We start from the raw sequence: 19,582 nt of genomic DNA on the forward strand, positions 1-19,582 counted from the left end.
GCATTCAACTCAAGGCGTGGCCGGCCAATCCATAGACCCAAGGCCCATTGTCTTCCCGGTTCAGAAAGCGGCGCCCCTTGGACATGGTCGTAACGGTTTCGGCAATGCCGAGGCCGCACTGCTGGAGAAACGCGGCAAACACGCCATCCTTCTCGCGGGTGTCGACGCGGGCAAATCGTCCTGCCAGTCCCTTCAGATGCACGGCTGTAAGATGGACCGCGTCGAGATCGTTTCCCGCGACCATCGGGCCGATCACGTGACCACGCCCGAACTCGCGACACATGGAATAGCCGACGATCTCGCTGCCGCGGCTCAAAGTGCAGATTGAGGCATCGGCCGCGAGCAACGTGAGCAGCCTCTCGCGGTTTGTCCCAAACGCGCGGGTGTCCAGCGCCGTGATCTCCTTCAGCCTGTCGCTCGACAGCGCGTGCAATTGACCGTCTAGGGACGGCACTGTTGGGAGGATCGGTGGGACTTCCCCCTGGCGCATGTATACAGTCGCCTCGGTCGTGAAACCGAGTGAGACATAAAGAGGATAGGCAGCATGGGTAGCATTGAGTGCCAAGTTGCGATCGCCGCACTGCTCGAGGACTAGGTCCATGAGCCACCGGCCGCCTCCTTGAGCTTGCGTGCGGGGCGTTGTGATCACTACGCCGATGGTGGCGAAATCGTCCCCGTGAGGAAACCACATCGCGCTGCCGAAAACGCGCCCAATACCATCAACGGCAACGATGCCCTGGCCGGCGCGACGCAGTAGGTTCCAATCCTTCGGCCGATGAGGCCAGCGGACTGAGATCGACAGCGCGTGCAGCAGCTCAACGTCGACATCATTGATATCCCGCGCGACCAGTTCGAAGGATTTCAGGCGTACTGATCTCTGCATCTCAGTCGATCCTTCAACAAATGCGCAAGGCACGCGGTGTGACGTTGTAATCGATCGCCATGTCGCGACATGCCTCTTTTGCCGTAGCATTATACGGGAAAGCCAGCAGGTTTCGCTGGTTCGAGGTGCTTTTTCGCAATCTTCGGCCAAAGCATGACGCAATTCGGCAGCGAACTCTGCTGCCTGCGGATACGCTGGTTGCACCCGGTGATAATGTGCGATTAGAGCGGACCGCCATGAACGTGGAAGAAATCCTCGCGACGCTGATTGGATTTCCCTCTGTTGTGGGCACGCCAAACCGCGCGATCGTCGATTGGATCCGCGACTACTGTCAGGCAGCCGGAGCCGAGGTGACGGTTCTGCCAGGTCCCGAGGGCGACCGGTCCAACCTCTTCGTGACGATCGGCCCGCGCCAGGGTCGGGGCTACATCATCTCCGGACATATGGATGTCGTGCCGGCCGGCGAGCCGGAATGGAGCTCGGACCCGTTCGTCCTGCGCGGAGAGGGCGGCAGGCTATACGGCCGCGGCACCACCGACATGAAGGGCTTCCTCGCCTGCACATTGGCCGCGCTCCCAGGACTTGCTGCGATGAACCTGCGGCAGCCAGTTCATCTCGCATTCTCCTATGACGAAGAGGCGGGGTGCCGTGGTGTGCCGCATCTCCTGGCCGCGTTGCCGAGCTTATGCGAGAGGCCGCTTGGCGCCATTGTCGGCGAGCCGAGCCGGATGCAGCCTGTGCGCGCGCACAAGGGGAAGGCCGCCGCGCGGCTCGAGGTGATGGGGCGATCCGGCCATTCCTCACGCCCCGATCTCGGACTCAATGCTGTGCACGCCATGGCCAGCGTCATCACATACGCCGTGGTCTACGGCCAGTCCCTCGCCGACGGGCCGCTCGATAAAAATTTCGAGCCCCCATATTCTTCCTTGCAGGTGGGCGTCATCGCCGGTGGACAGGCGGTCAACATCATCCCTGGCCAATGCACAGCCGATATCGAGCTGCGCGCCGTGCCCGGCGTTTCTCCAGCCTCCCTGCTTGAGCCTGTCAAGACCCGGCTTTTCGCCCTGCGAGACAGCGGCTTCGATGTGGTGTGGCACGAGTTGAGCACCTATCCCGCCCTCGCGCCCGCGAACGGGAGCGCGCTAGCGGCCGTTCTGACCGAGCTGACGGGGCAGGAGCCGCTCACAGCCGTCAGCTTCGGCACGGAGGCCGGGCTTTACCAGCAGGCCGGCATCGACGCGATCATTTGCGGTCCTGGCGACATCGGCCGTGCCCATCGTCCCAATGAGTATATCGAGATCGGTGAACTCGCCGCTTGCCGGAAGATGATCGAGGGGCTCGGCGCGCGTCTTGCGGCCTGAAGGAAGGGCGGTCGCCATGGCGTTTCTTTTCAATTCCGATGCGGCGCGTGCTGCGGTCTTCCGCGAGATATTCGCGCGCGAGCTCCCGGATCTGGAATTCTTCCATTCCGGAGACGAAATGGAGCCGGAGAAGGTGCGCTATCTCATCACCTGGACGGTGCCGGACGAGATCTCGCGCTACCGCAGTCTGGAAGTGCTGTTTTCCACCGGCGCGGGCGTAGACCAGTTCAAGCAGGACGGAGTGCCAAGCCATGTGAAGCTTGTGCGCATGGTCGAGGACGGCATCATACGCATGATGCAGGAATACGTCGCGCTCGGCGTGTTGGCGCTCCACCGCGAGATGCCCGCCTATCTTGAGCAGCAGAAAAAGTGCTTGTGGAAACCGATTGCCGCTCGACAGGCGGCCGAACGCCGGGTTGGCTTTCTCGGCCTTGGCATGCTGGCCCGCGCGGCTATCGAGCGCTTGAAGCCGTTCCAGTTTCAGCTTGCCGGGTGGAGCCGCAGCGAAAAGCGGATCGAGGACGTCGCCTGCTTTCACGGCACGGACCAACTCGCGGGCTTTCTGAAGCAAACGGATATTCTCGTCTGCCTGCTCCCGCTCACGGAACAAACACACGGCATGCTCGATGCTGAGTTCTTCGACTTACTGCCCGCCGGGGCGCAGCTGCTGCATGTCGGCAGGGGTCCGCAACTGGACCAGACCGCGCTGATCGACGCGCTCGACACCGGTCACGTATCTGCGGCGATGCTTGATGTCACCGATCCAGAACCGCTCCCGGAAAACCATCCGCTGTGGTCGCATCCGAAGGTGATGATAACGCCGCACATCGCCTCGGTGACGCAACCGCATACGGCGGCACAATCCGTCGTCGACAACATCCGGCGCCACCGCGCCGGAGAAGAACTGATCGGCCTCGTCGATCGGACACTCGGCTACTAACAAGGAAACATCACATGTCACTTCTGATCACGATCGACACAGTTCCAGACTTCGCGCCGAAGGAGGCATTACCGGCTCCGGAGCGGCTCATTTCGGGCAATCCATCCTTCAAGACCTGGGCGCAGGATGCCTCGAAAGGTGAGAAGGTTCTGACCGGCGTCTGGGAGGCGACGCCCGGCGAGACGCATTCGATCAAGGGCACTCTCTACGAGTTCTGCCACATCGTTTCGGGTCTCGTCGAAATCGAGGAGAAGGGCGGTGAGACCAAGACCTACCACGCCGGCGACAGTTTCGTGATGAAACCCGGTTTCGTCGGCGTCTGGCGCACGATCGAGACCGTGCGCAAGATCTACGTCTGCGTTGATGACTGAGTTCAGTGCTCAAGGTCTGGCCGAATAGCGCGCGGCGGTTCCAGAACAATCGGCTTTCCAAGTTCCACCTGACGCGATTCGACGCCGTCGGAGGGCTCAACCTCGACGGAAAATGCGGCGGGCGGTCGACTACTGTTTCCAGTGACGCCAGTGCGAATGAGGACCTCCATCCATGAAGACCTACAAGATAGCGCTGATCCCCGGCGACGGCATCGGCAAGGACGTGACGCAGGCGGCATGGCAGGTGCTGCAGGCGGCGGCTAAGCAGGGCGGTTTCGTCCTTGATGACACAAGATTCCCGTGGTCGTGCGCCTACTACCTGGAGACCAGTGCAATGATGCCGTCAGACGGCATCGATACACTCCGAAAATTCGATGCGATCTATCTCGGCGCTGTGGGCTGGTCCGCGGAAGTGCCCGACTCAGTATCGCTTCACGGACTGCTCCTGCCGATCCGGAAAGGCTTCACGCAGTACGCCAACATACGACCGCACCGGCTGTTGCCGGGCGTTCAGGGGCCCCTCCGCTCCGATGGTTTCGATATCCTGTGCATCCGCGAGAATACGGAAGGCGAATATTCCGGCGCCGGTGGGCGCGTTCATTCCGGCACGGCCGATGAGGTCGCGGTTGAGACTGCGATCTTTACGCGTGCGGGTGTCGAACGGATCATCCGTTTCGGTTTCGAACAGGCGCGGGCGCGTCGCAAGAAGCTCGCATCTGTCACCAAATCCAACGCGCAGAAACACTCCATGGTTTTCTGGGATGAGGTCACGCGCGAGGTGGCGAAAGACTATGCCGATGTGGAGGTCTCGCACTACCACATCGACGCCATTGCCGCCCGTATGGTCCTGGCGCCGGAAAGCCTCGACGTAATTGTCGCATCGAACCTTTTCGGCGACATCCTCACCGATATTGGAGCGGCCATTCAGGGAGGGCTGGGGTACGCCGCCTCCGCCAATATCAATCCCGATCGCAGCGTGCCTTCCATGTTCGAGCCGGTCCATGGTTCGGCGCCCGACATCGCGCATCTCGGCGTCGCCAATCCGATCGCCGCGATCTGGTCCGGTGCCATGATGCTCGAGCATCTGGGCGAGGGGCACGCTGCGGCGGAAGTGATGTCGGCAATCGAGTCCGCAACCGCGCGGGGGATTGGCACGATCGCAGGCAAGGACAGGACTGAAACGATCACGCAGGCCGTGCTGGCAGGATTAAGCTGAAAGGGAAGAGGAAAAGACCATGAATGCGATGACGAAGATTGGCATGTTCAACGATTCCGACCTTTTTCGCCAGCAGGCGCTGATTGGCGGTGTCTGGCGGGATGCGGAAACGAAGGGCGCGGTCGATGTCATTGACCCTGCCAGCCAAAGTGTTCTCGGCACCGTTCCCGCAATGGGGGAGAACGAGACGAGAGCGGCAATCGATGCCGCGGCCGAGGCCTTCAAAGGCTGGAAGAAAAGGACGCATGCCGAGCGTGGAGGATTTCTGGAACGCTGGCACGACCTCATCCGCCAGCACGAACAGGATCTCGCGCTCCTGCTGACGCTGGAACAGGGCAAGCCGCTTGCCGAGGCGTTGGCAGAAATCCGCTACGGCGCATCTTTTGTGAAATGGTTTGCGGAGGAGGCGCGCCGGATCGGTGGCTCGACCATTCCGTCACCCACGGCCGATCGCCGCATTCTGGTGCTGAAAGAACCCGTCGGCGTCTGCGCCATCATCACGCCGTGGAATTTCCCCAACGCGATGATCGCACGCAAAGTAGCACCGGCGCTGGCCGCAGGTTGTACGGTTGTCATCAAGCCGTCGGAATTTACGCCATTCTCGGCGCTGGCGCTCGGCGTTCTGGCGGAACGGGCAGGTATCCCTGCAGGCGTGATCAACATTGTGACCGGCATGCCCGTCGAAATCGGCAACGAACTGATGGCCAATCAGACGGTGCGCAAGATCTCGTTCACCGGTTCGACCCGCGTCGGTGCGCTGCTCATGCGTGGCGCGTCCGAGAGCATCAAGCGGCTGAGCCTGGAGCTTGGCGGCAACGCACCCTTTATCGTCTTTGACGACGCCGATCTGGATAAGGCAGTTGAAGGGGTGATCGCATCCAAGTTCCGGAATGGCGGTCAAACCTGCGTCTGCGCGAACCGGATTCTTGTGCAGGAAGGCGTTTACGACGCTTTCGCCGAAAAGCTGAGCGGGCACGTCACGCGGATGAAGGTTGGCGCAGGGACCGACGAGGGCACTGAGATCGGCCCGATGATCAACGCAGCCGCGATCGACAAGATCGAGCGTCACATCGCCGATGCTCAGGTGAAAGGTGCGCAGATCATCGCCCAAAGCGAGACGATGCCGGAGGGTAAGCAATATGCACGGCCCGTCGTGCTGGGAGAAGCTACTACGGGGATGCTCCTGGCATCGGAAGAGACGTTCGGTCCGGTGGCGCCGCTTTTTCGCTTCGAGACGGAGGAAGAGGCCATCGCCATTGCGAACGGTACGCCGTTCGGCCTTGCCGCCTACTTCTACACCGACAACCTCAAGCGCTCATGGCGTGTTGCCGAGGCGCTGGAGTTCGGTATGGTCGGGCTCAACACAGGCATGATCTCGACCGAGGTTGCGCCTTTCGGCGGTGTCAAGCAGTCGGGAGTGGGGCGCGAAGGATCGCAGCTCGGCATCGAGGAATATCTCGAGGTCAAGGCGCTTCATGTTGGCGGGCTTAATTAGTTATCTTGCACGCAGGTGGAAACACCTGCAGCTCTAAAGCGTTGGAACCACAAGAAAGGGCGGTGAAAACCGCCCCTTTCTCTATCGCGACCAATCACTACTTAACGTTTTGGGAGCGCCTCAGTCTGGTGCGACTGCGCCAGCAAAAATGTTCAGGCGAACTCCCGAACGGGCTCCAGTCCGATGGCGCCGGCCAGACCGCCGATATCCTTGATTTCGGTATATTCGTAGAAGGGGTTCGCAGGCTCATGGCCGCGGTTCACCCAGACCTTGCTCTTGATGCCAAGATCATAGGCCGTCATGAGATCGTAGCGGAATGAAGACGACACATGTGTGATGTCCTCCGGGCCGCAGCCTAGCTTCTCGAACATATATTCGAAGCCCTTCATCTGCGGCTTGTAGGCGCCGGTCTCCTCGGCCGTGATGACCATGTGAAAGGGTGCGCCGAGCTTCTCCACGTTCGACATGATCAGGCTCTTCATGGAGTTCGACAGGATCACCAGCGGAATCTCCTTGGCGACCTTGGCCAGGCCCGCCGGGACATCCGGGTGCGGACCCCATGTCGGCACTTCCGCATAGATGCGCTGGGCATCTTCGGGCCGGAATGCGACGCCGTTGCGCTTGCAGGTCCGTTCCACGGAATTGTGCACGACCTCGCTGTACGGCTTCCAGGCGCCAAGAACCTCGTCGAGGCGATAGGCCGAGAAATCCTTGATGAACTGCGCCATCCCAGCCGGGGAGAGCTGCGCGTCGTATACGCGTCTCGCCGCACCGGCCATGTCGAAGTTGGTCAGCGTACCATAGCAGTCGAAGGTGATGTATTTCGGTCTGAACTGTGTCATGGGCGTCGATCCTTCCAATCCTGTCGGCACCGCGTGCCTTTAACAGCAAGGATCATAATGAGGACCGCAGAAGACTAGTCGCCGCATTCCCTGCGCCCTGAAGCAGATTGTTTTGTATTGCGTGAGAGCTTTGGCAGAGAGTTGCGCCTGAGTTCGTTTCGAGCTTCGGCGGGAGCGCGATCCTTCAGCCGTGCGTCGGCATAAGATGCGGCGCCGGCAACAAAGGAAAGTCAAAACGCCCATCGCTCAGGTTCTGGTCGGGAGGAACTGCTGCCCGCGGGGGGCTATCTTCGGCCTAGGCGAATTCAGGCCCGAAATGATCCGTGACCGCGCAGCAGATCACGCTGGAAAACGAGCTGAAGGACGAAACTGCACCACACCGGACTTACGCTCTCGTAAGTCAGGCCCTACGCTGAATCGGAGGAAGCAAATGCTGGCAAACTCACTGATCGAACTCGATCGCGCACATCTGGTTCACCCGTTTTCATGCTATCGGAGCCACGAGAAGACGGGCGTGCGGGTGCTCAAATCCGCCAAAGGCGCAACCGTGACCGATGCAAGCGGGAAAACCCTGCTGGACGGATTCGCCGGTCTATGGTGTGTAAATATCGGATATGGCCAGGAAAGCGTCATTGAAGCAGCGGCAAAGCAGCTAAGAGAGCTTCCCTATGCGACGGGATATTTCGGGCTCGGATCCGAGCCTGCCATTCGCCTTGCTGCCAGGCTTGCCGAGTTGGCGCCCGGCGATTTGAACCATGTCTATTTCACGCTTGGCGGCTCCGACGCAGTCGACAGTACAGTCCGCTTCATTCGCTATTACTACCATGCCAAGGGTACGCCGCAAAAGGACCAGTTCATCTCGGTCGAGCACGGCTACCATGGATCCTCGACGGCAGGGTCAGGTCTGACCGCGATCCCGGCTTTTCACGCAGGTTTCGGCGTGCCTTACGACTGGCAGCACAAGATTCCCTCGCACTACGCCTATCGCAATCCAGTCGGTTCCGATCCGCAGGCGATCATCGGCGCATCGGTCGCGGCCCTGCGGGCCAAAATTGCAGAACTCGGCGCGGGCCGCGTTGCGGCCTTCTACGCCGAACCAATCCAGGGTTCGGGCGGTGTCCTCGTTCCTCCGACAGGTTGGCTGAAGGCTCTGCATGCCGTGTGCAAGGAACACGACATTCTGTTCATTGCCGACGAAGTTATCACTGCCTTTGGCCGCACAGGCCCTCTCTTCGCCTGTGAGGAAGACGAGGTCGTGCCGGATTTCATGACCACGGCGAAGGGACTGACCTCGGGCTACGTGCCGATGGGCGCCGTCTTCATATCGGACCATGTGTACAATACGATCGCGGACGGAGCCGGCAAAGCGGCTGTCGGCCATGGCTATACCTATTCGGCCCATCCCGTGAGCGCGGCGGTCGGGCTCGAATGTCTGCGTCTCTATGAAAATGGCCTGCTCGAGAATGGGCGGAAGGTGGGGAAGCGGTTGATGGAAGGCCTTCGCTCGCTCGCCGACCACCCGCTGGTTGGCGACATTCGCGGTCGCGGCATGCTGGCAGCAGTCGAGTTGGTCACCGACAAGGCACGCAAGACACCGCTGCCGGCGGCGGCCGATCCGGGGCGCCGCATCTTCGAGCGCGCGTGGGCAAACGGCCTTGTCATCCGTGCCTTCAACAGCGGCATCCTCGGCTTTGCGCCGCCGCTCTGCTGCACCGAGGACGATATTGATGGAATCCTCGAACGCACGCGGATGACGCTGGACCAAACCCTCGAAGATAAGGATGTGCGGGCAGCGATGAAGGCATGATCAGCGGGCGCATTGCATTGACCAGGGCTAAACTCACGCCGCCCGGGTCTTTCGCATGTGTCCCGGCCTAAGTATCAGCCCAGACGCTTCTTTCTCCGCTGTACGAACGCTTGGCTCGGCGTCACCGAGGCTTCACGTCCGCCACTTGCCAAACCTGGTCAGCGGCGCACCCACTGATCGACTTTTGCCCCTGTCACCCATCGCGCAGCAAAGATGATGGTCGGGCGATTTGTCTCCACGAATCGTCGACCTCGCATCGGCCATTCTGAAGCTCAGCGAGGTCGATCGTGACTCGTTGCACGGCGAGTTCGGGTCTCTTCGGCCTAGAGCCCGCCATTGAGACAATTCCCGCCCGCTCAAGGGCCGCCAAGGAGCGGGATACGTTCGGCTGCGGACGCGCCGCCAACCTGCACAGTTCCGTGATGCTTTGCGGTCGATACCGATGGATCAGCGCCACCAGCCGACAATTCTCAGGGGTCAACGCCCGCAGAATCTCTTCCGGCGCACACGACTGAGCCATTGGTTCAGGGACCACCAGATGCCCGGCCCCCTGAGCCGTCGCCGCCGCCATCACTGTCGTGGGTGTTTTCCTCAGTAAGAGTGCTTTCCAAGTAAACAATGGCCTCGACGAAAGACGGAAATGCCTCTTTTACCCTGTCGAGGCTTTCCTGCACCTTGTCGGTTTTGAGGTCAAAACCGTACCGATGCCTCACCAGGTGACGGAATCCCTTTAACTCACTCAAGGACTGATAAAGCTCGGGGTCGAGCACAGCCGGCCGGATGCCTGCAATTTCCGCCGACATCTGATCGAGCACGTCCTGGTGCATCGTAGGCCCTTGGGGAACGAGGCCGTCTATGTCGTTGGAGAGGCTGAGCAGGATGTCCTCGATGCCGTTGTAGACATTGTGGACTCCCAGCGAAACTGCTGCGACCGCGCCCCATTCGCCGAGTGACAGCTCACTCCGATGAGCCGCGAGATATTCCTCGATTTGCTGCAGTTCCTTCGCAGCGCGGTCGATTTTTGGCGACAGTTTTGCGAATGCCGGATGCTTAAACGCTGTCATTAAGCAATTCCTGCACTCGTTCGGACGAAACGTCTGAGGCAAAGATCAGGTCGTAAGGAATGTTCGTTCCCCGAAGCTGGTCTGCGACCAAGCGCTCTACCATGGCCCGGCGCGCCGGATCAGTGCGTCCGTGCACCAGCAGATCTACGTCCGAGTGGACGCGGAAACGGTTTTTCGCGAGGGATCCGACAACAGAGATATCGACGCCGCGGGCTTTGGCGTTCCGGAGAATACGCGATACACAGGCTTGCGCAGTCTTCCGGCGATCGTCAGCTCTTCGGTGGATCAAAGTGTCAATCTTGTTCATCTTTTCGCCTGTTGCCTTTGCTCCAACTGTGACCCGAGGCGAGATTGTCGCAACTCCGCAAGCTCTGCGTGTTAAATGCCTATATATCATTTCATGATATATATTCAAGCCATTTGACGACAGGCCAGTGGCAATGACGGCCTCCCCCGAAACGTGACATCGTCATTCGACAAGTGCCGCGCGCAACAAGATGGAGCTTGGCACGAGCGCCCGCTGCTTGAGGACCGAGCCGGAGCTGCATTCTCACTTGTCGAAAATGATGTCGAGAGGCAAATGGGATTTCACGATCGGTGACTTCAGCACGACGAAGCTGAAATATTTGTCGATTCCGATATCCAATTCGATCATGCGCTCCATGATCGTCTGGTACTCGCTGATGCCTGCTGTGACAAACTTCACAAGATAGTCGTATCCGCCTGAAACCAGATGGCATTCGATGACCGAATCGACTTTCTGAATTGCGGTGAGAAATCTCGCGAAGTCGTTCTGTTGATGGTGCTTGAGCGTGACTTCGGTGAAGATGGTTAGAGTCTGTCCGAGCTTGGACACATCGATCTGGGCGGAATAGCCGGTGATGAAGCCTTCCGCCTGAAGCTTCTTCACCCGCATCAGGCAAGGGCTCGGCGAAAGGTTGACAAGGTCGGCAAGCTCGACATTCGTGACTCGCCCGTTCTTTTGCAGTTGGGATAAGATCTTGATGTCGATCTTGTCGAGCTTCATTGGAAACCTGTCACATGTTCGAACCGCGGATCGCTCGGCAGACGGCGTCCGTCACTTCCTGCGTGGTCGCTGTCCCTCCCACGTCCGGCGTCAGCACGCCTTCACTCGTCACTGTTTCCACAGCGCTCATCAACCGCACCGCCGCTGCGCTCTCGCCCAGATGTTCGAGCATCTGGGCAGCGGTCCAGAAGGTGGCGACCGGGTTGGCAATACCCTTGCCGGCGATGTCGAATGCCGAGCCGTGAATTGGCTCGAACATCGAGGGATAGCGCCGCTCGGGATCAATGTTGGCGGTCGGTGCAACGCCGAGACTGCCCGCGAGCGCGCCTGCAAGGTCCGACAATATGTCGGCGTGAAGATTGGTGGCGACGATCGTATCGAGGCTCCGAGGTTTCAACGTCATACGCACTGTCATAGCATCGACTAGCATCTTGTCCCACGCGACGTCAGGGAACTCTTGCGCCACCTCGGCTGCGATTTCGTCCCACATTACCATGCCGTGACGCTGAGCGTTGGATTTCGTAACCACGGTCAGGAGCTTTCGCGGCCGTGACTGCGCCAGCCGGAATGCATAGCGCATGATGCGGGTGACGCCGACGCGCGTGAAGATCGCGACCTCGGTTCCGACCTCCTCGGGGAGGCCGCGATGGGCGCGGCCGCCGTGGCCCGAATACTCGCCCTCGGAATTCTCCCGCACGATCACCCAATCCAGATCGCCAGGGCCAACACCCGCCAGCGGAGAAACGATCCCGGGCAATATTCTTGTCGGCCGCACGTTCGCGTATTGATCGAAGCCTTGGCAAATCGGCAGCCGGAGGCCCCAGAGCGTGATATCGTCGGGCAGGTCGGGAGCGCCTACCGCGCCAAAGAAGATGGCGTCGAAGCGCTTCAGTTGCGCCACGCCATCTTCGGGCATCATCCGACCATGGGCCTTGTAGTAGTCCGAGCCCCAGTCGAATTGCTGGACGCGCAGCTTGAAGTCGCCGCAGCGCTGCTGCAGCGCCTCAAGCGCTTGGAGACCTGCGGCAATGACCTCAGGCCCGATCCCGTCGGCAGGAATGGCGGCAATCTCATATTCGCGCATCGTTACTTCCCTGTTTTTGGTGCTGGCCGCATCGTGCCTCAATCTCGTGTGCGACCGATTGTACCTTGGCAAGACGGTCCTCTCAGAATTCAGCGACCTTGCCCCACGCAGCGGTCTTCAGACGCTCGGGCCTATAAGGACGCGGATCGACAATAGGCTCGCTGCCTGTGATGATGTCGGCGATCATATGCCCCGCGCCGGGGCCAATCCCGAAGCCGTGACCGCTGAATCCCGCCGCCAGGATGAAGCCCGGAATCCCCTCCACTTCGCCGACTACGGGAATGCCGTCGGGTGTACTGTCGATATAACCCGCCCACACATCGGAGATCGCGACCCGTTGGAGTTCGGGGATCAATTCGCAGGCTCTCCGATATGTCAGCCGAATCTGCCCCATGTCGGGCTTCGGGTCGAGAATCCGGTTCCGTTCCATTGGCGTGATGTCGTCGAGGGTCCATTTGCGCAGGCTTTCGTGGCCCTGACGCCAGCCCTCGAAGGCGCCCGGGGCGAGATGGCGCCAGCGGCGGGCGAACATAGGTACAAACTCGCGGCTGAACCTGAACTGTTGCGGCGTTGGATCGACACGCGCCCGACCGCTGATCGCCAGCGTGTATCCACCGTTGCTGCGCCGCGTCAGAGAGATGCGAGCGGTATGCAGGGCATCTGGCAGGCCGTTTGCTCCTGGCGCCACGGCCAGAATGGACTGACGCACGGCAGCTTGCGGAAAACGCACACCGAGCTGGTTGCAGAAGGAAGAAGCCCACGCGCCCCCGGCCATGACCACGGTCTTTGTCCGGATGCTACCCGCTTCGGTCACGACAGCGCTCACCCGGCCGGCGCTCAATTCCAGCCCGCGCGCCGCGCAGTGCTGATGTACGGTGCCTCCCGCCGCCATGATGCCGCGCGCCGCAACCGGCACTGCCTTGGAAGGGTCCGCCGTTCCGTCGGTTGGCGAGAACACGCCACCTTTCCATTTGCGGCCCGTCGCTTTGCCCCGTTCGGTGGCTTCTTCCGCGCTCAGCATGTGCGTGGTGACGCCGACCGTTCTCGCAAAATCGCGCCACTTTGCCCAGCCTGCCAGCTCATTTTCGTCCTGTGAGAGATAGAGGAGCCCGCAGCGGCGAAAGCCGGTGTCTTGGCCGGTCTCCTGTGCTACCTTCTCCCAGAGGTCGAGGCTCTTGGTCGCCATCGGCAGCTCACGCGCATCGCGGTTCTGCTGGCGGCACCAGCCCCAGTTGCGGCTGGACTGCTCGGCCGCGATACGCCCCTTCTCGATCAGGGTGACCTTGAGGCCGCGGCGCGCCAGATAGTAAGCGCTGAACACGCCCACCACCCCGCCGCCGATGACGACGACGTCCGCCTCGCGAGGGAGGGAAGGGCTGCAGTCGATATGCATGAGCGGCGCGGGCATGGATGGGACTCCGGTAATTTGAAGCATCCTAACCTGCCGCCCGCAGAGGCAGACTGCGGAGTTTGTGCCTGGACGGAATTTCCTGCGTTTAGCAGCCCCCAAGACAGGCAATTATTGCGCGAAAAGCTCGCTGCGTGGGCAAGCTGGAGTACATTTCATGCAGTCACGTCGTCTGCGGCATGGGCGGCATACGGCGCAGTCGTCGACCTTGATCGGCAGCGCCTTGGCCGACATTGCGATGGGCCGTACGGTCACCAATCGGTTTGGGCGCCATGGCCCGCAAATGGTGTCGATGTACACCGGAAATCCTTGGTCCTATCCCTCATGGCCACGTATTGCCGTATGGTTGCCTGATCCCGGTTTCCGCGCCGAAACGGGAACAGAGTGAAATGCCGAACTGGATGTTCTTTTCAGAAGTTCCTGCCGCCCGAGGGCGAAGTTTCGAAGACTCTGCGGAAACAGAACAGTCAAACTGGCTGCACGAACGGAGCAACCCTTCCTTTTGGCAGGCAGGCTCCAGAGGACATTCGACAGGCAAGGCTTGCCCCCTCGGAGAGTTCTCCAAGAAAATGGAAACTGAGTCCGGTACACGGACCGGATTTCATAAGGGAACCGCCAGGATGAGCAGAACCCGTCACTCGCAGCCTCAGCGCGCGAAGCGTCGAGAAGGCCGGACTGCGGCCGCTGCGGTGAGGCGCTTCTGCTCAAAGGGCGATGATGCGGTCCGCAACAGGGTGGACGCGCTCGGTTGAAAGGGGAGGTGATCTCGATGATCGCAAGCATCCAGGCTGTGGCCCCCCACGATGTGGCGCTTTCGGTGCGCGACCTCACAGTGAATTTGCCGCAAGGCATGGAACGGACCCATGCTGTCAAGGACATTTCCTTCGATCTGAAACGCGGCCAGATCCTTTGCATCATAGGCGAGTCCGGATCGGGTAAGTCGGTGACGGCGAACGCGATCATGGGGCTTCTGCCGAAGGTGATCCGCCTCTCATCGGGTGTCATCCAGCTGGAAGGGATGAACATCGTTGGCATGTCGCCAGACAAGCTGCGCAACCTGCGTGGACGGGTCGTGTCGATGATCTTTCAGGACCCGCTCTCGGCGCTCAATCCCCTGATGACGGTGGGCGCGCAGATTGACGAGGTCATGGCCGCGCACGGCTTCGGCACGCCACAAACCTGTCGCAACCGCGCAATCGAACTGCTCACTGAAGTGGGCCTGCCAGATCCCGAACTCATGTATTACCAGTACCCGTTCCGGCTTTCGGGCGGGCAGCGGCAGCGCGTCATGATCGCCATGGCCTTGGCGCTCGAGCCGACGGTGCTGATTGCGGATGAGCCGACCACCGCGCTCGACGTCACCACCCAGGCTCAGATCCTGCAACTGATCCGTGACATTCAGCGACGCAAGGGCATGAGCGTGATGTTCATCACCCACGATTTCGGCGTGGTGGCCGAGATCGCCGACAGCGTCGTGGTGATGGAAAAGGGTCATGTCGTCGAACAAGGCAGCGCCGAGCAGGTGTTGAAGTCGCCCAAGCACCCTTATACCCAGCGCCTGATTGCAGCCGTACCGCATTTGACCGGCGAAGATCGCCCCCGTCCGGACGCTGCCAGCAAGGAGCCGATCCTGAAGGTTGAGGGTCTGGTGAAGACCTATCGCGGTGGCAGCGCGCTGTTCGGCGCGCAAAGGACTGTGACAGCGGTCAACGAGGTTTCGTTCGAACTGGCGCCCGGCCGCACGCTTGGGGTCGTAGGCGAGAGCGGTTCGGGGAAATCGTCCCTGGGCCGGCTGCTGATCAAGCTGCTGGACAGTGACGGCGGCGGGATCTTGTTTGAGGGCTGTGACATAGCCAAGCTTTCCGAAGCGAAGTTCCGCCCGCTTCGACCGCGGATCCAGATGATCTTCCAGGATCCCTTCGCTTCTTTGAACCCACGCTCGACGGTCGGTCACATCATGACGGTAGGCCCGCTGGCGCACGGGATGCCTTATGTCCAAGCGCGCGATGAAGCGCGTGCGCTTCTGGCCCATGTCGGTCTCGATGCCGGCGCTTTTGGCCGCTACCCGCACGAGTTCTCGGGTGGGCAACGCCAGCGCATCGGCATCGCTCGTGCGCTGATGTTCAAGCCGAAGCTGTTGATTGCCGACGAGGCGGTCTCCGCACTCGACGTGTCGATCCAGGCGCAGATCCTGCAGCTTCTGGACCAGATCCAGCGCGAGACGGGCGTGTCGATGGTCTTCATCACGCACGACCTGCGCGTCGCCAGCCAGATCTGCGACGAAATCGCAGTGATGCAGAAGGGCCGGATCGTCGAGCGCGGACCGCCCTCGCAAATATTCCTGAACCCGCAAGCAGCCTACACGCGCCAACTGGTAGCGGCGATTCCAGGAGAGCGGCCGGGCAATCCCCGTCCAGTAGCAGCAAACGCATAAGAAATAACAAGAGAGGAACTACCATGACCAAAAATTCATCGACTACGTCCAACTACTCGAGGCGCGAAGCGCTGCGACTGATGGCGATAGGTGGGGCTGCAGGCCTCATCGCGCCCAATCTGTTGGGCAAGCCCGCCTTCGCCAAGACCCCTCCGGCAGGGCCGGCCGGGCGCGTCGTCGTCGGCCTCTCCCAAGAGCCGACCGTGTTCAATCCGCTGATGGCGCATATCGAAGTCGATGACGCGATCCATTTCTCGGTTTTCGACGCGCTGGTCCGCATGGATCCCCAAGGTGGCCTACATCCAAACCTCGCGGCCGAGGTGCCAAGCCAGAAGAACGGCGGCATTTCGGAGGACGGTCTCAACTGGCGCATCCGGTTGCGTGACAACGCCCGCTGGCACGACGGTGAGCCCTTCACGGCCGAAGACGTGAAATTCACCCTTGAGCTCATCACGAACCCGAAGTTTCGGGCTTGGCGCACGAGCGGCCATTCGCTCGTGCAGGACATCACAGTGGTTTCGCCCACCGAGATCACATGGCGGATGAAGGAGGCCTTCGCGCCCTATCTTTCGTTCTTGGCCGAAACCTTCATCGTGCCCAAGCACATTCTGGGGAAAGAAGCCGATCCGAACACAGCCGCGTTCAACCAGGCGCCGGTCGGCACCGGAGCATTCAAATGGGGCCAGCGTGTTGCGGGCGATCATATCGAGCTCGTCGCCAATCCTGAGTACGCCGGCGAAGGTCCCTATGTCGAGCAGCTCATCTTCAAATACATCCCCGACATGACCGTGCTCTACACTCAGTTCAAGAGCGGCGACGTGGACCTGGTCGATCAGTCGTTCATCACCGCCGACCATTATACTGAAGCCCGCGAACTACCAGACCGCGTGGTGACACTGGAGACAGGGGCATCCCTGGAGTCGATCTACCTCAATTTGGGCCGCCCGCAGTTCAAGGACCTGGCAGTGCGCCAGGCGCTCTACGCCGCGTTGGACAGGAAGGCGATTGTCGACACGATCTATTACGGGGTGGGTACCCTCACCGAGACCTTCATGCCGAAGGAGTCCTACTACTATGACCCGAACCTGCCGGTTCAGGAGTTCAATCTGGACCGGGCGCGCCAAATTCTCGATGAGGCCGGCTGGGTGCCGGGACCGGATGGAATCCGCGCCAAGGATGGGGTGCGACTGTCCTTCTCCAACTCGACAACTTCCGGCAACAACCTGCGCGAGCAGACGCAGCAGTTCCTGCAGCAGACGTTTGCCGAGATCGGCGTCGAGATGACGATCTCGAATTTGCCGGCTGCAGTCATGTGGGGCGAGTTCTGGCTGAAATCGCAATTCGACACCGCCATGGTGGGCGTCACCTATCTGATTGCCGCGGACCCCGACGCCACAAACCGGCTCCATACGAAGGCAATCGCCGCTCAAGGCGGACACGGTTCGAACACCGGGCAATATTCCAATCCTGAAGTTGATGCCCTGCTCGAAAAGGGTGCTCGCAGCTTCGATCCGGAAGAACGACGCGCGATCTATAATCGTGTGCAGGAAGTCGTACGCCACGATCTGCCCTTCCTGCCGCTGTTCGCGTACACAATCGTCCTCGGGCGCAAGAAGGGGCTGGACGGCTTCGAGCCCAACGCCAACACCCGCACCGCGTCGTGGAATGCCGCGGCCTGGAAGTGGAAGGCCTAGACGCAGTTGCCGCCGCCCAGCCCGATTGCGCCGCGGCGGCGGCAACAGACTAAAATCATCAACCCACAATGGAGGGACTCGAATGCGCGGCTTCCTGCTCAATCGTCTCTTGCAGAGCCTAGTGCTGCTTGTGATCGTTTCAATCATCGGCTTCGGCATTTTGAACCTCCTTCCCGGCGGCCCGCTAGCCCAATTCGGGCTTGATCCCGGAATGACCCAGCAGGATATCGAGCGTCTCAAGGGGCTGCTGGGCCTCGATCGTCCTATATGGATCCAATATCTGGACTGGGCATGGCGGCTGGTGCGGGGCGACTGGGGTCACTCCTTCCGCGACGGAGCGCCGGTCTTGGAGGTCATCGGCAGCCATCTCTTTGCCACGCTGCTGCTGATGGGTTCCTCAACTGTGATTGCAATCTCCATTGGCGCCTGGATCGGAATCCGCGGCGCCACGCGCCGCTACTCGCTGTTCGACTATCTTGCAACTGTCGGCGCCATGGTCGCGTTGTCGGTCCCCACCTTCTGGTTCGGACTCGTCGGCATCTACGTCTTTTCCCTGAAGCTGGGCTGGCTGCCCGCGGGCAATATGTCCGAGATCGGCGATGCCTCGATCCTGGGCTATCTCCACCATCTGATCCTGCCAAGTATCGTGCTGTCGCTGGTCCATGTCGCGATCTGGAGCCGCTACATGCGGACGGCGACTCTCGACGCCATTAGCCAGGACTTCGTCAAGACGGCCCGGGCCAAAGGGTTGAGTGAACGCCGGATTCTGATGAAGCATGTCGTCGGCAACGCACTTTTGCCGATGATTACCTTGGCCGGGATGCAGCTTCCCAGCGTCCTTACCGGCGCGCTCGTGACCGAAACCGTCTTTACCTGGCCAGGAATGGGACGGTTGTTCCTCGATAGCCTTGGTTACAGCGACTATCCGGTTGTGATGGGGCTGCTGATGTTCTCCGCCGTCCTCGTTCTGCTTGGAAACCTGATGGCCGACATTGTCGTCGCTATTGTCGATCCGCGCATTCGCCTGGCTTGAGCGCGCAACTTCCCGACAGGAGACAGCCGATATGACCGCTCTCACCGCAAATGCAGCTCCAAGCCGATGGAGTAACAACCGCGCGGCACGTCGTTTCATGCGTCATCGCTTGGCGCTGCTGGGGTTGGCGATGATCATCTTCCTGAGCCTCGCTTGCGTCCTCGGCCCCCATCTCCTGCCTTATGACTCACTGTATATCGATCTGCGGGCCCGCTTTGCCCCTCCGCTGACGGGCTACCACTTTCTAGGTACCGATCCGCTTGGCCGAGACGTGGCGGCAAGGCTTTTGATGGCGGGACGAATCTCGCTGCTGGTGGGTTTCTTTGCCATGGTTTTGTCGACGCTCATCGGCACGCTGGTCGGCGTAATTGCCGGCTATCGCGGCGGCTGGGTCGGGGCCATGCTGATGCGCACGGTCGATGGTTTCCTGTCATTCCCATCGATCTTTCTGCTGCTGGCGCTGGCTGCCGCACTGAAGCCCAGTCCTGTGATGATCACCGTCATTATCGCCCTCACCAGTTGGATGGAGGTTGCCCGCATAGTCGAAGCGGAAGTCCGCTCGTTACGCGAACGCGAGTTCGTCCTGGCCGGGCGAATGCTGGGATTGAGTGGCACCCACATCATGTTCCGCGAGATACTGCCCAACGCCATGGGGCCGATTATCGTTGCTTCCACCTTGACGGTCGCGCGCGCCATTCTCATGGAAGCCTACATCAGTTTCCTCGGCTATGGGATCCAGCCGCCACTGCCCAGCTGGGGCAACATGCTCAATGGCGCCCAGCAATATCTGGGCAGCGCACCCTGGCTGGCAATCATTCCCGGAGCTGCAATCACGATCGCGGTGACCAGTTTCAACTTCATCGGTGACGGGCTGCGTGATGCGCTCGACGTCCGAGACGACCACATCTGAAGTTTCACCGACC

Annotated in this window: 18 protein-coding genes; 10 read left to right on the plus strand and 8 right to left on the minus strand. The window is 60.7% G+C overall.

From position 1 onward, the window contains the following. Positions 1–4: 4 nt before the first annotated feature. Entirely contained in the window at positions 5–883 is an 879-nt protein-coding gene (locus NKI79_RS20465) for a GNAT family N-acetyltransferase (protein WP_352803814.1), read from the minus strand. Between the two features lie 236 nt (positions 884–1,119). On the opposite strand from NKI79_RS20465, the gene argE reads away from it, so the two are divergent. The 5 genes from argE (at position 1,120) to NKI79_RS20490 (ending at position 6,266) form a co-directional block, all read left to right on the plus strand. Next, entirely contained in the window at positions 1,120–2,244 is a 1,125-nt protein-coding gene (gene argE / locus NKI79_RS20470; RefSeq protein ID WP_352803815.1) for an acetylornithine deacetylase, read from the plus strand. A gap of 16 nt (positions 2,245–2,260) precedes the next feature. Continuing rightward, positions 2,261–3,184: a 2-hydroxyacid dehydrogenase gene (locus tag NKI79_RS20475; RefSeq protein ID WP_352803817.1), complete on the plus strand. Its 924-nt coding sequence runs from the start codon at positions 2,261–2,263 to the stop codon at positions 3,182–3,184. Between the two features lie 14 nt (positions 3,185–3,198). Further along, a complete protein-coding gene (locus tag NKI79_RS20480; protein WP_352803819.1) occupies positions 3,199–3,555 on the plus strand; it encodes a cupin domain-containing protein in 357 nt (118 codons plus the stop codon). A 172-nt stretch (positions 3,556–3,727) separates the two neighbouring features. Then, the gene (locus tag NKI79_RS20485; protein WP_352803821.1) at positions 3,728–4,771 is read left to right on the plus strand and encodes a tartrate dehydrogenase; all 1,044 of its coding nucleotides are present in this window, start codon (positions 3,728–3,730) and stop codon (positions 4,769–4,771) included. Between the two features lie 19 nt (positions 4,772–4,790). Continuing rightward, on the plus strand, positions 4,791–6,266 hold the full coding sequence (locus NKI79_RS20490; protein ID WP_352803822.1) for an NAD-dependent succinate-semialdehyde dehydrogenase: 1,476 nt from the start codon (positions 4,791–4,793) through the stop codon (positions 6,264–6,266). Positions 6,267–6,418: 152 nt separating this feature from the next. Here the strand turns inward: NKI79_RS20490 and NKI79_RS20495 are convergent, their stop codons facing one another. Beyond that, the gene (locus tag NKI79_RS20495) at positions 6,419–7,108 is read right to left on the minus strand and encodes a haloacid dehalogenase type II (RefSeq protein WP_352803825.1); all 690 of its coding nucleotides are present in this window, start codon (positions 7,106–7,108) and stop codon (positions 6,419–6,421) included. Positions 7,109–7,538: 430 nt separating this feature from the next. On the opposite strand from NKI79_RS20495, the gene NKI79_RS20500 reads away from it, so the two are divergent. After that, positions 7,539–8,915: an aspartate aminotransferase family protein gene (locus tag NKI79_RS20500; RefSeq protein WP_352803827.1), complete on the plus strand. Its 1,377-nt coding sequence runs from the start codon at positions 7,539–7,541 to the stop codon at positions 8,913–8,915. Positions 8,916–9,108: 193 nt separating this feature from the next. On the opposite strand, the gene NKI79_RS20505 is transcribed toward NKI79_RS20500, so the two are convergent. From NKI79_RS20505 to NKI79_RS20530, 6 genes are all read right to left on the minus strand, one after another. Then, positions 9,109–9,486 carry an HVO_A0114 family putative DNA-binding protein gene (locus NKI79_RS20505; RefSeq protein WP_352803829.1) on the minus strand — a complete coding sequence of 126 codons (378 nt, stop codon included), beginning with the start codon at positions 9,484–9,486 and terminating at the stop codon, positions 9,109–9,111. Beyond that, positions 9,440–9,979 (minus strand): ribonuclease toxin HepT-like protein, encoded by a 540-nt coding sequence (locus NKI79_RS20510; RefSeq protein WP_352803831.1) that lies wholly within the window; start codon positions 9,977–9,979, stop codon positions 9,440–9,442. Before NKI79_RS20510 ends, NKI79_RS20505 begins: the two co-directional genes overlap by 47 nt. Next, a complete protein-coding gene (locus NKI79_RS20515) occupies positions 9,966–10,286 on the minus strand; it encodes a nucleotidyltransferase domain-containing protein (protein WP_352684015.1) in 321 nt (106 codons plus the stop codon). The genes NKI79_RS20510 and NKI79_RS20515 overlap by 14 nt, the downstream gene beginning before the upstream one ends. Before the next feature lie 243 nt (positions 10,287–10,529). Then, positions 10,530–11,006 (minus strand): Lrp/AsnC family transcriptional regulator, encoded by a 477-nt coding sequence (locus tag NKI79_RS20520; RefSeq protein ID WP_023718597.1) that lies wholly within the window; start codon positions 11,004–11,006, stop codon positions 10,530–10,532. A gap of 10 nt (positions 11,007–11,016) precedes the next feature. After that, positions 11,017–12,090 (minus strand): tartrate dehydrogenase, encoded by a 1,074-nt coding sequence (locus NKI79_RS20525; RefSeq protein ID WP_352803834.1) that lies wholly within the window; start codon positions 12,088–12,090, stop codon positions 11,017–11,019. An 82-nt stretch (positions 12,091–12,172) separates the two neighbouring features. Then, a complete protein-coding gene (locus NKI79_RS20530) occupies positions 12,173–13,498 on the minus strand; it encodes an NAD(P)/FAD-dependent oxidoreductase (protein WP_352803835.1) in 1,326 nt (441 codons plus the stop codon). A gap of 769 nt (positions 13,499–14,267) precedes the next feature. On the opposite strand from NKI79_RS20530, the gene NKI79_RS20535 reads away from it, so the two are divergent. The 4 genes from NKI79_RS20535 to NKI79_RS20550 all read left to right on the plus strand — a co-directional run bounded on the left by NKI79_RS20535 (position 14,268) and on the right by NKI79_RS20550 (position 19,569). Continuing rightward, positions 14,268–15,932: an ABC transporter ATP-binding protein gene (locus NKI79_RS20535; RefSeq protein WP_352803838.1), complete on the plus strand. Its 1,665-nt coding sequence runs from the start codon at positions 14,268–14,270 to the stop codon at positions 15,930–15,932. A gap of 23 nt (positions 15,933–15,955) precedes the next feature. Continuing rightward, positions 15,956–17,626 (plus strand): peptide ABC transporter substrate-binding protein, encoded by a 1,671-nt coding sequence (locus NKI79_RS20540; protein WP_352507725.1) that lies wholly within the window; start codon positions 15,956–15,958, stop codon positions 17,624–17,626. A gap of 82 nt (positions 17,627–17,708) precedes the next feature. Beyond that, positions 17,709–18,659, plus strand: a complete 951-nt coding sequence (locus tag NKI79_RS20545) for an ABC transporter permease (RefSeq protein WP_352803841.1) — start codon at positions 17,709–17,711, stop codon at positions 18,657–18,659. Positions 18,660–18,690: 31 nt separating this feature from the next. After that, positions 18,691–19,569 carry an ABC transporter permease gene (locus NKI79_RS20550; RefSeq protein WP_352803844.1) on the plus strand — a complete coding sequence of 293 codons (879 nt, stop codon included), beginning with the start codon at positions 18,691–18,693 and terminating at the stop codon, positions 19,567–19,569. Positions 19,570–19,582: the final 13 nt, after the last annotated feature.

Origin of the sequence: Mesorhizobium sp. M0340, assembly GCF_040321535.1 — a bacterium.
In the GTDB taxonomy this organism is placed as follows: domain Bacteria; phylum Pseudomonadota; class Alphaproteobacteria; order Rhizobiales; family Rhizobiaceae; genus Mesorhizobium.

Coding starts and splice junctions, on each gene's coding strand:
- NKI79_RS20465 (WP_352803814.1), bottom strand. CDS start 883: ATGCAGAGATCAGTACGCCTGAAATCCTTCGAACTGGTCGCGCGGGAT.
- argE (WP_352803815.1), top strand. CDS start 1,120: ATGAACGTGGAAGAAATCCTCGCGACGCTGATTGGATTTCCCTCTGTT.
- NKI79_RS20475 (WP_352803817.1), top strand. CDS start 2,261: ATGGCGTTTCTTTTCAATTCCGATGCGGCGCGTGCTGCGGTCTTCCGC.
- NKI79_RS20480 (WP_352803819.1), top strand. CDS start 3,199: ATGTCACTTCTGATCACGATCGACACAGTTCCAGACTTCGCGCCGAAG.
- NKI79_RS20485 (WP_352803821.1), top strand. CDS start 3,728: ATGAAGACCTACAAGATAGCGCTGATCCCCGGCGACGGCATCGGCAAG.
- NKI79_RS20490 (WP_352803822.1), top strand. CDS start 4,791: ATGAATGCGATGACGAAGATTGGCATGTTCAACGATTCCGACCTTTTT.
- NKI79_RS20495 (WP_352803825.1), bottom strand. CDS start 7,108: ATGACACAGTTCAGACCGAAATACATCACCTTCGACTGCTATGGTACG.
- NKI79_RS20500 (WP_352803827.1), top strand. CDS start 7,539: ATGCTGGCAAACTCACTGATCGAACTCGATCGCGCACATCTGGTTCAC.
- NKI79_RS20505 (WP_352803829.1), bottom strand. CDS start 9,486: ATGGCGGCGGCGACGGCTCAGGGGGCCGGGCATCTGGTGGTCCCTGAA.
- NKI79_RS20510 (WP_352803831.1), bottom strand. CDS start 9,979: ATGACAGCGTTTAAGCATCCGGCATTCGCAAAACTGTCGCCAAAAATC.
- NKI79_RS20515 (WP_352684015.1), bottom strand. CDS start 10,286: ATGAACAAGATTGACACTTTGATCCACCGAAGAGCTGACGATCGCCGG.
- NKI79_RS20520 (WP_023718597.1), bottom strand. CDS start 11,006: ATGAAGCTCGACAAGATCGACATCAAGATCTTATCCCAACTGCAAAAG.
- NKI79_RS20525 (WP_352803834.1), bottom strand. CDS start 12,090: ATGCGCGAATATGAGATTGCCGCCATTCCTGCCGACGGGATCGGGCCT.
- NKI79_RS20530 (WP_352803835.1), bottom strand. CDS start 13,498: ATGCCCGCGCCGCTCATGCATATCGACTGCAGCCCTTCCCTCCCTCGC.
- NKI79_RS20535 (WP_352803838.1), top strand. CDS start 14,268: ATGATCGCAAGCATCCAGGCTGTGGCCCCCCACGATGTGGCGCTTTCG.
- NKI79_RS20540 (WP_352507725.1), top strand. CDS start 15,956: ATGACCAAAAATTCATCGACTACGTCCAACTACTCGAGGCGCGAAGCG.
- NKI79_RS20545 (WP_352803841.1), top strand. CDS start 17,709: ATGCGCGGCTTCCTGCTCAATCGTCTCTTGCAGAGCCTAGTGCTGCTT.
- NKI79_RS20550 (WP_352803844.1), top strand. CDS start 18,691: ATGACCGCTCTCACCGCAAATGCAGCTCCAAGCCGATGGAGTAACAAC.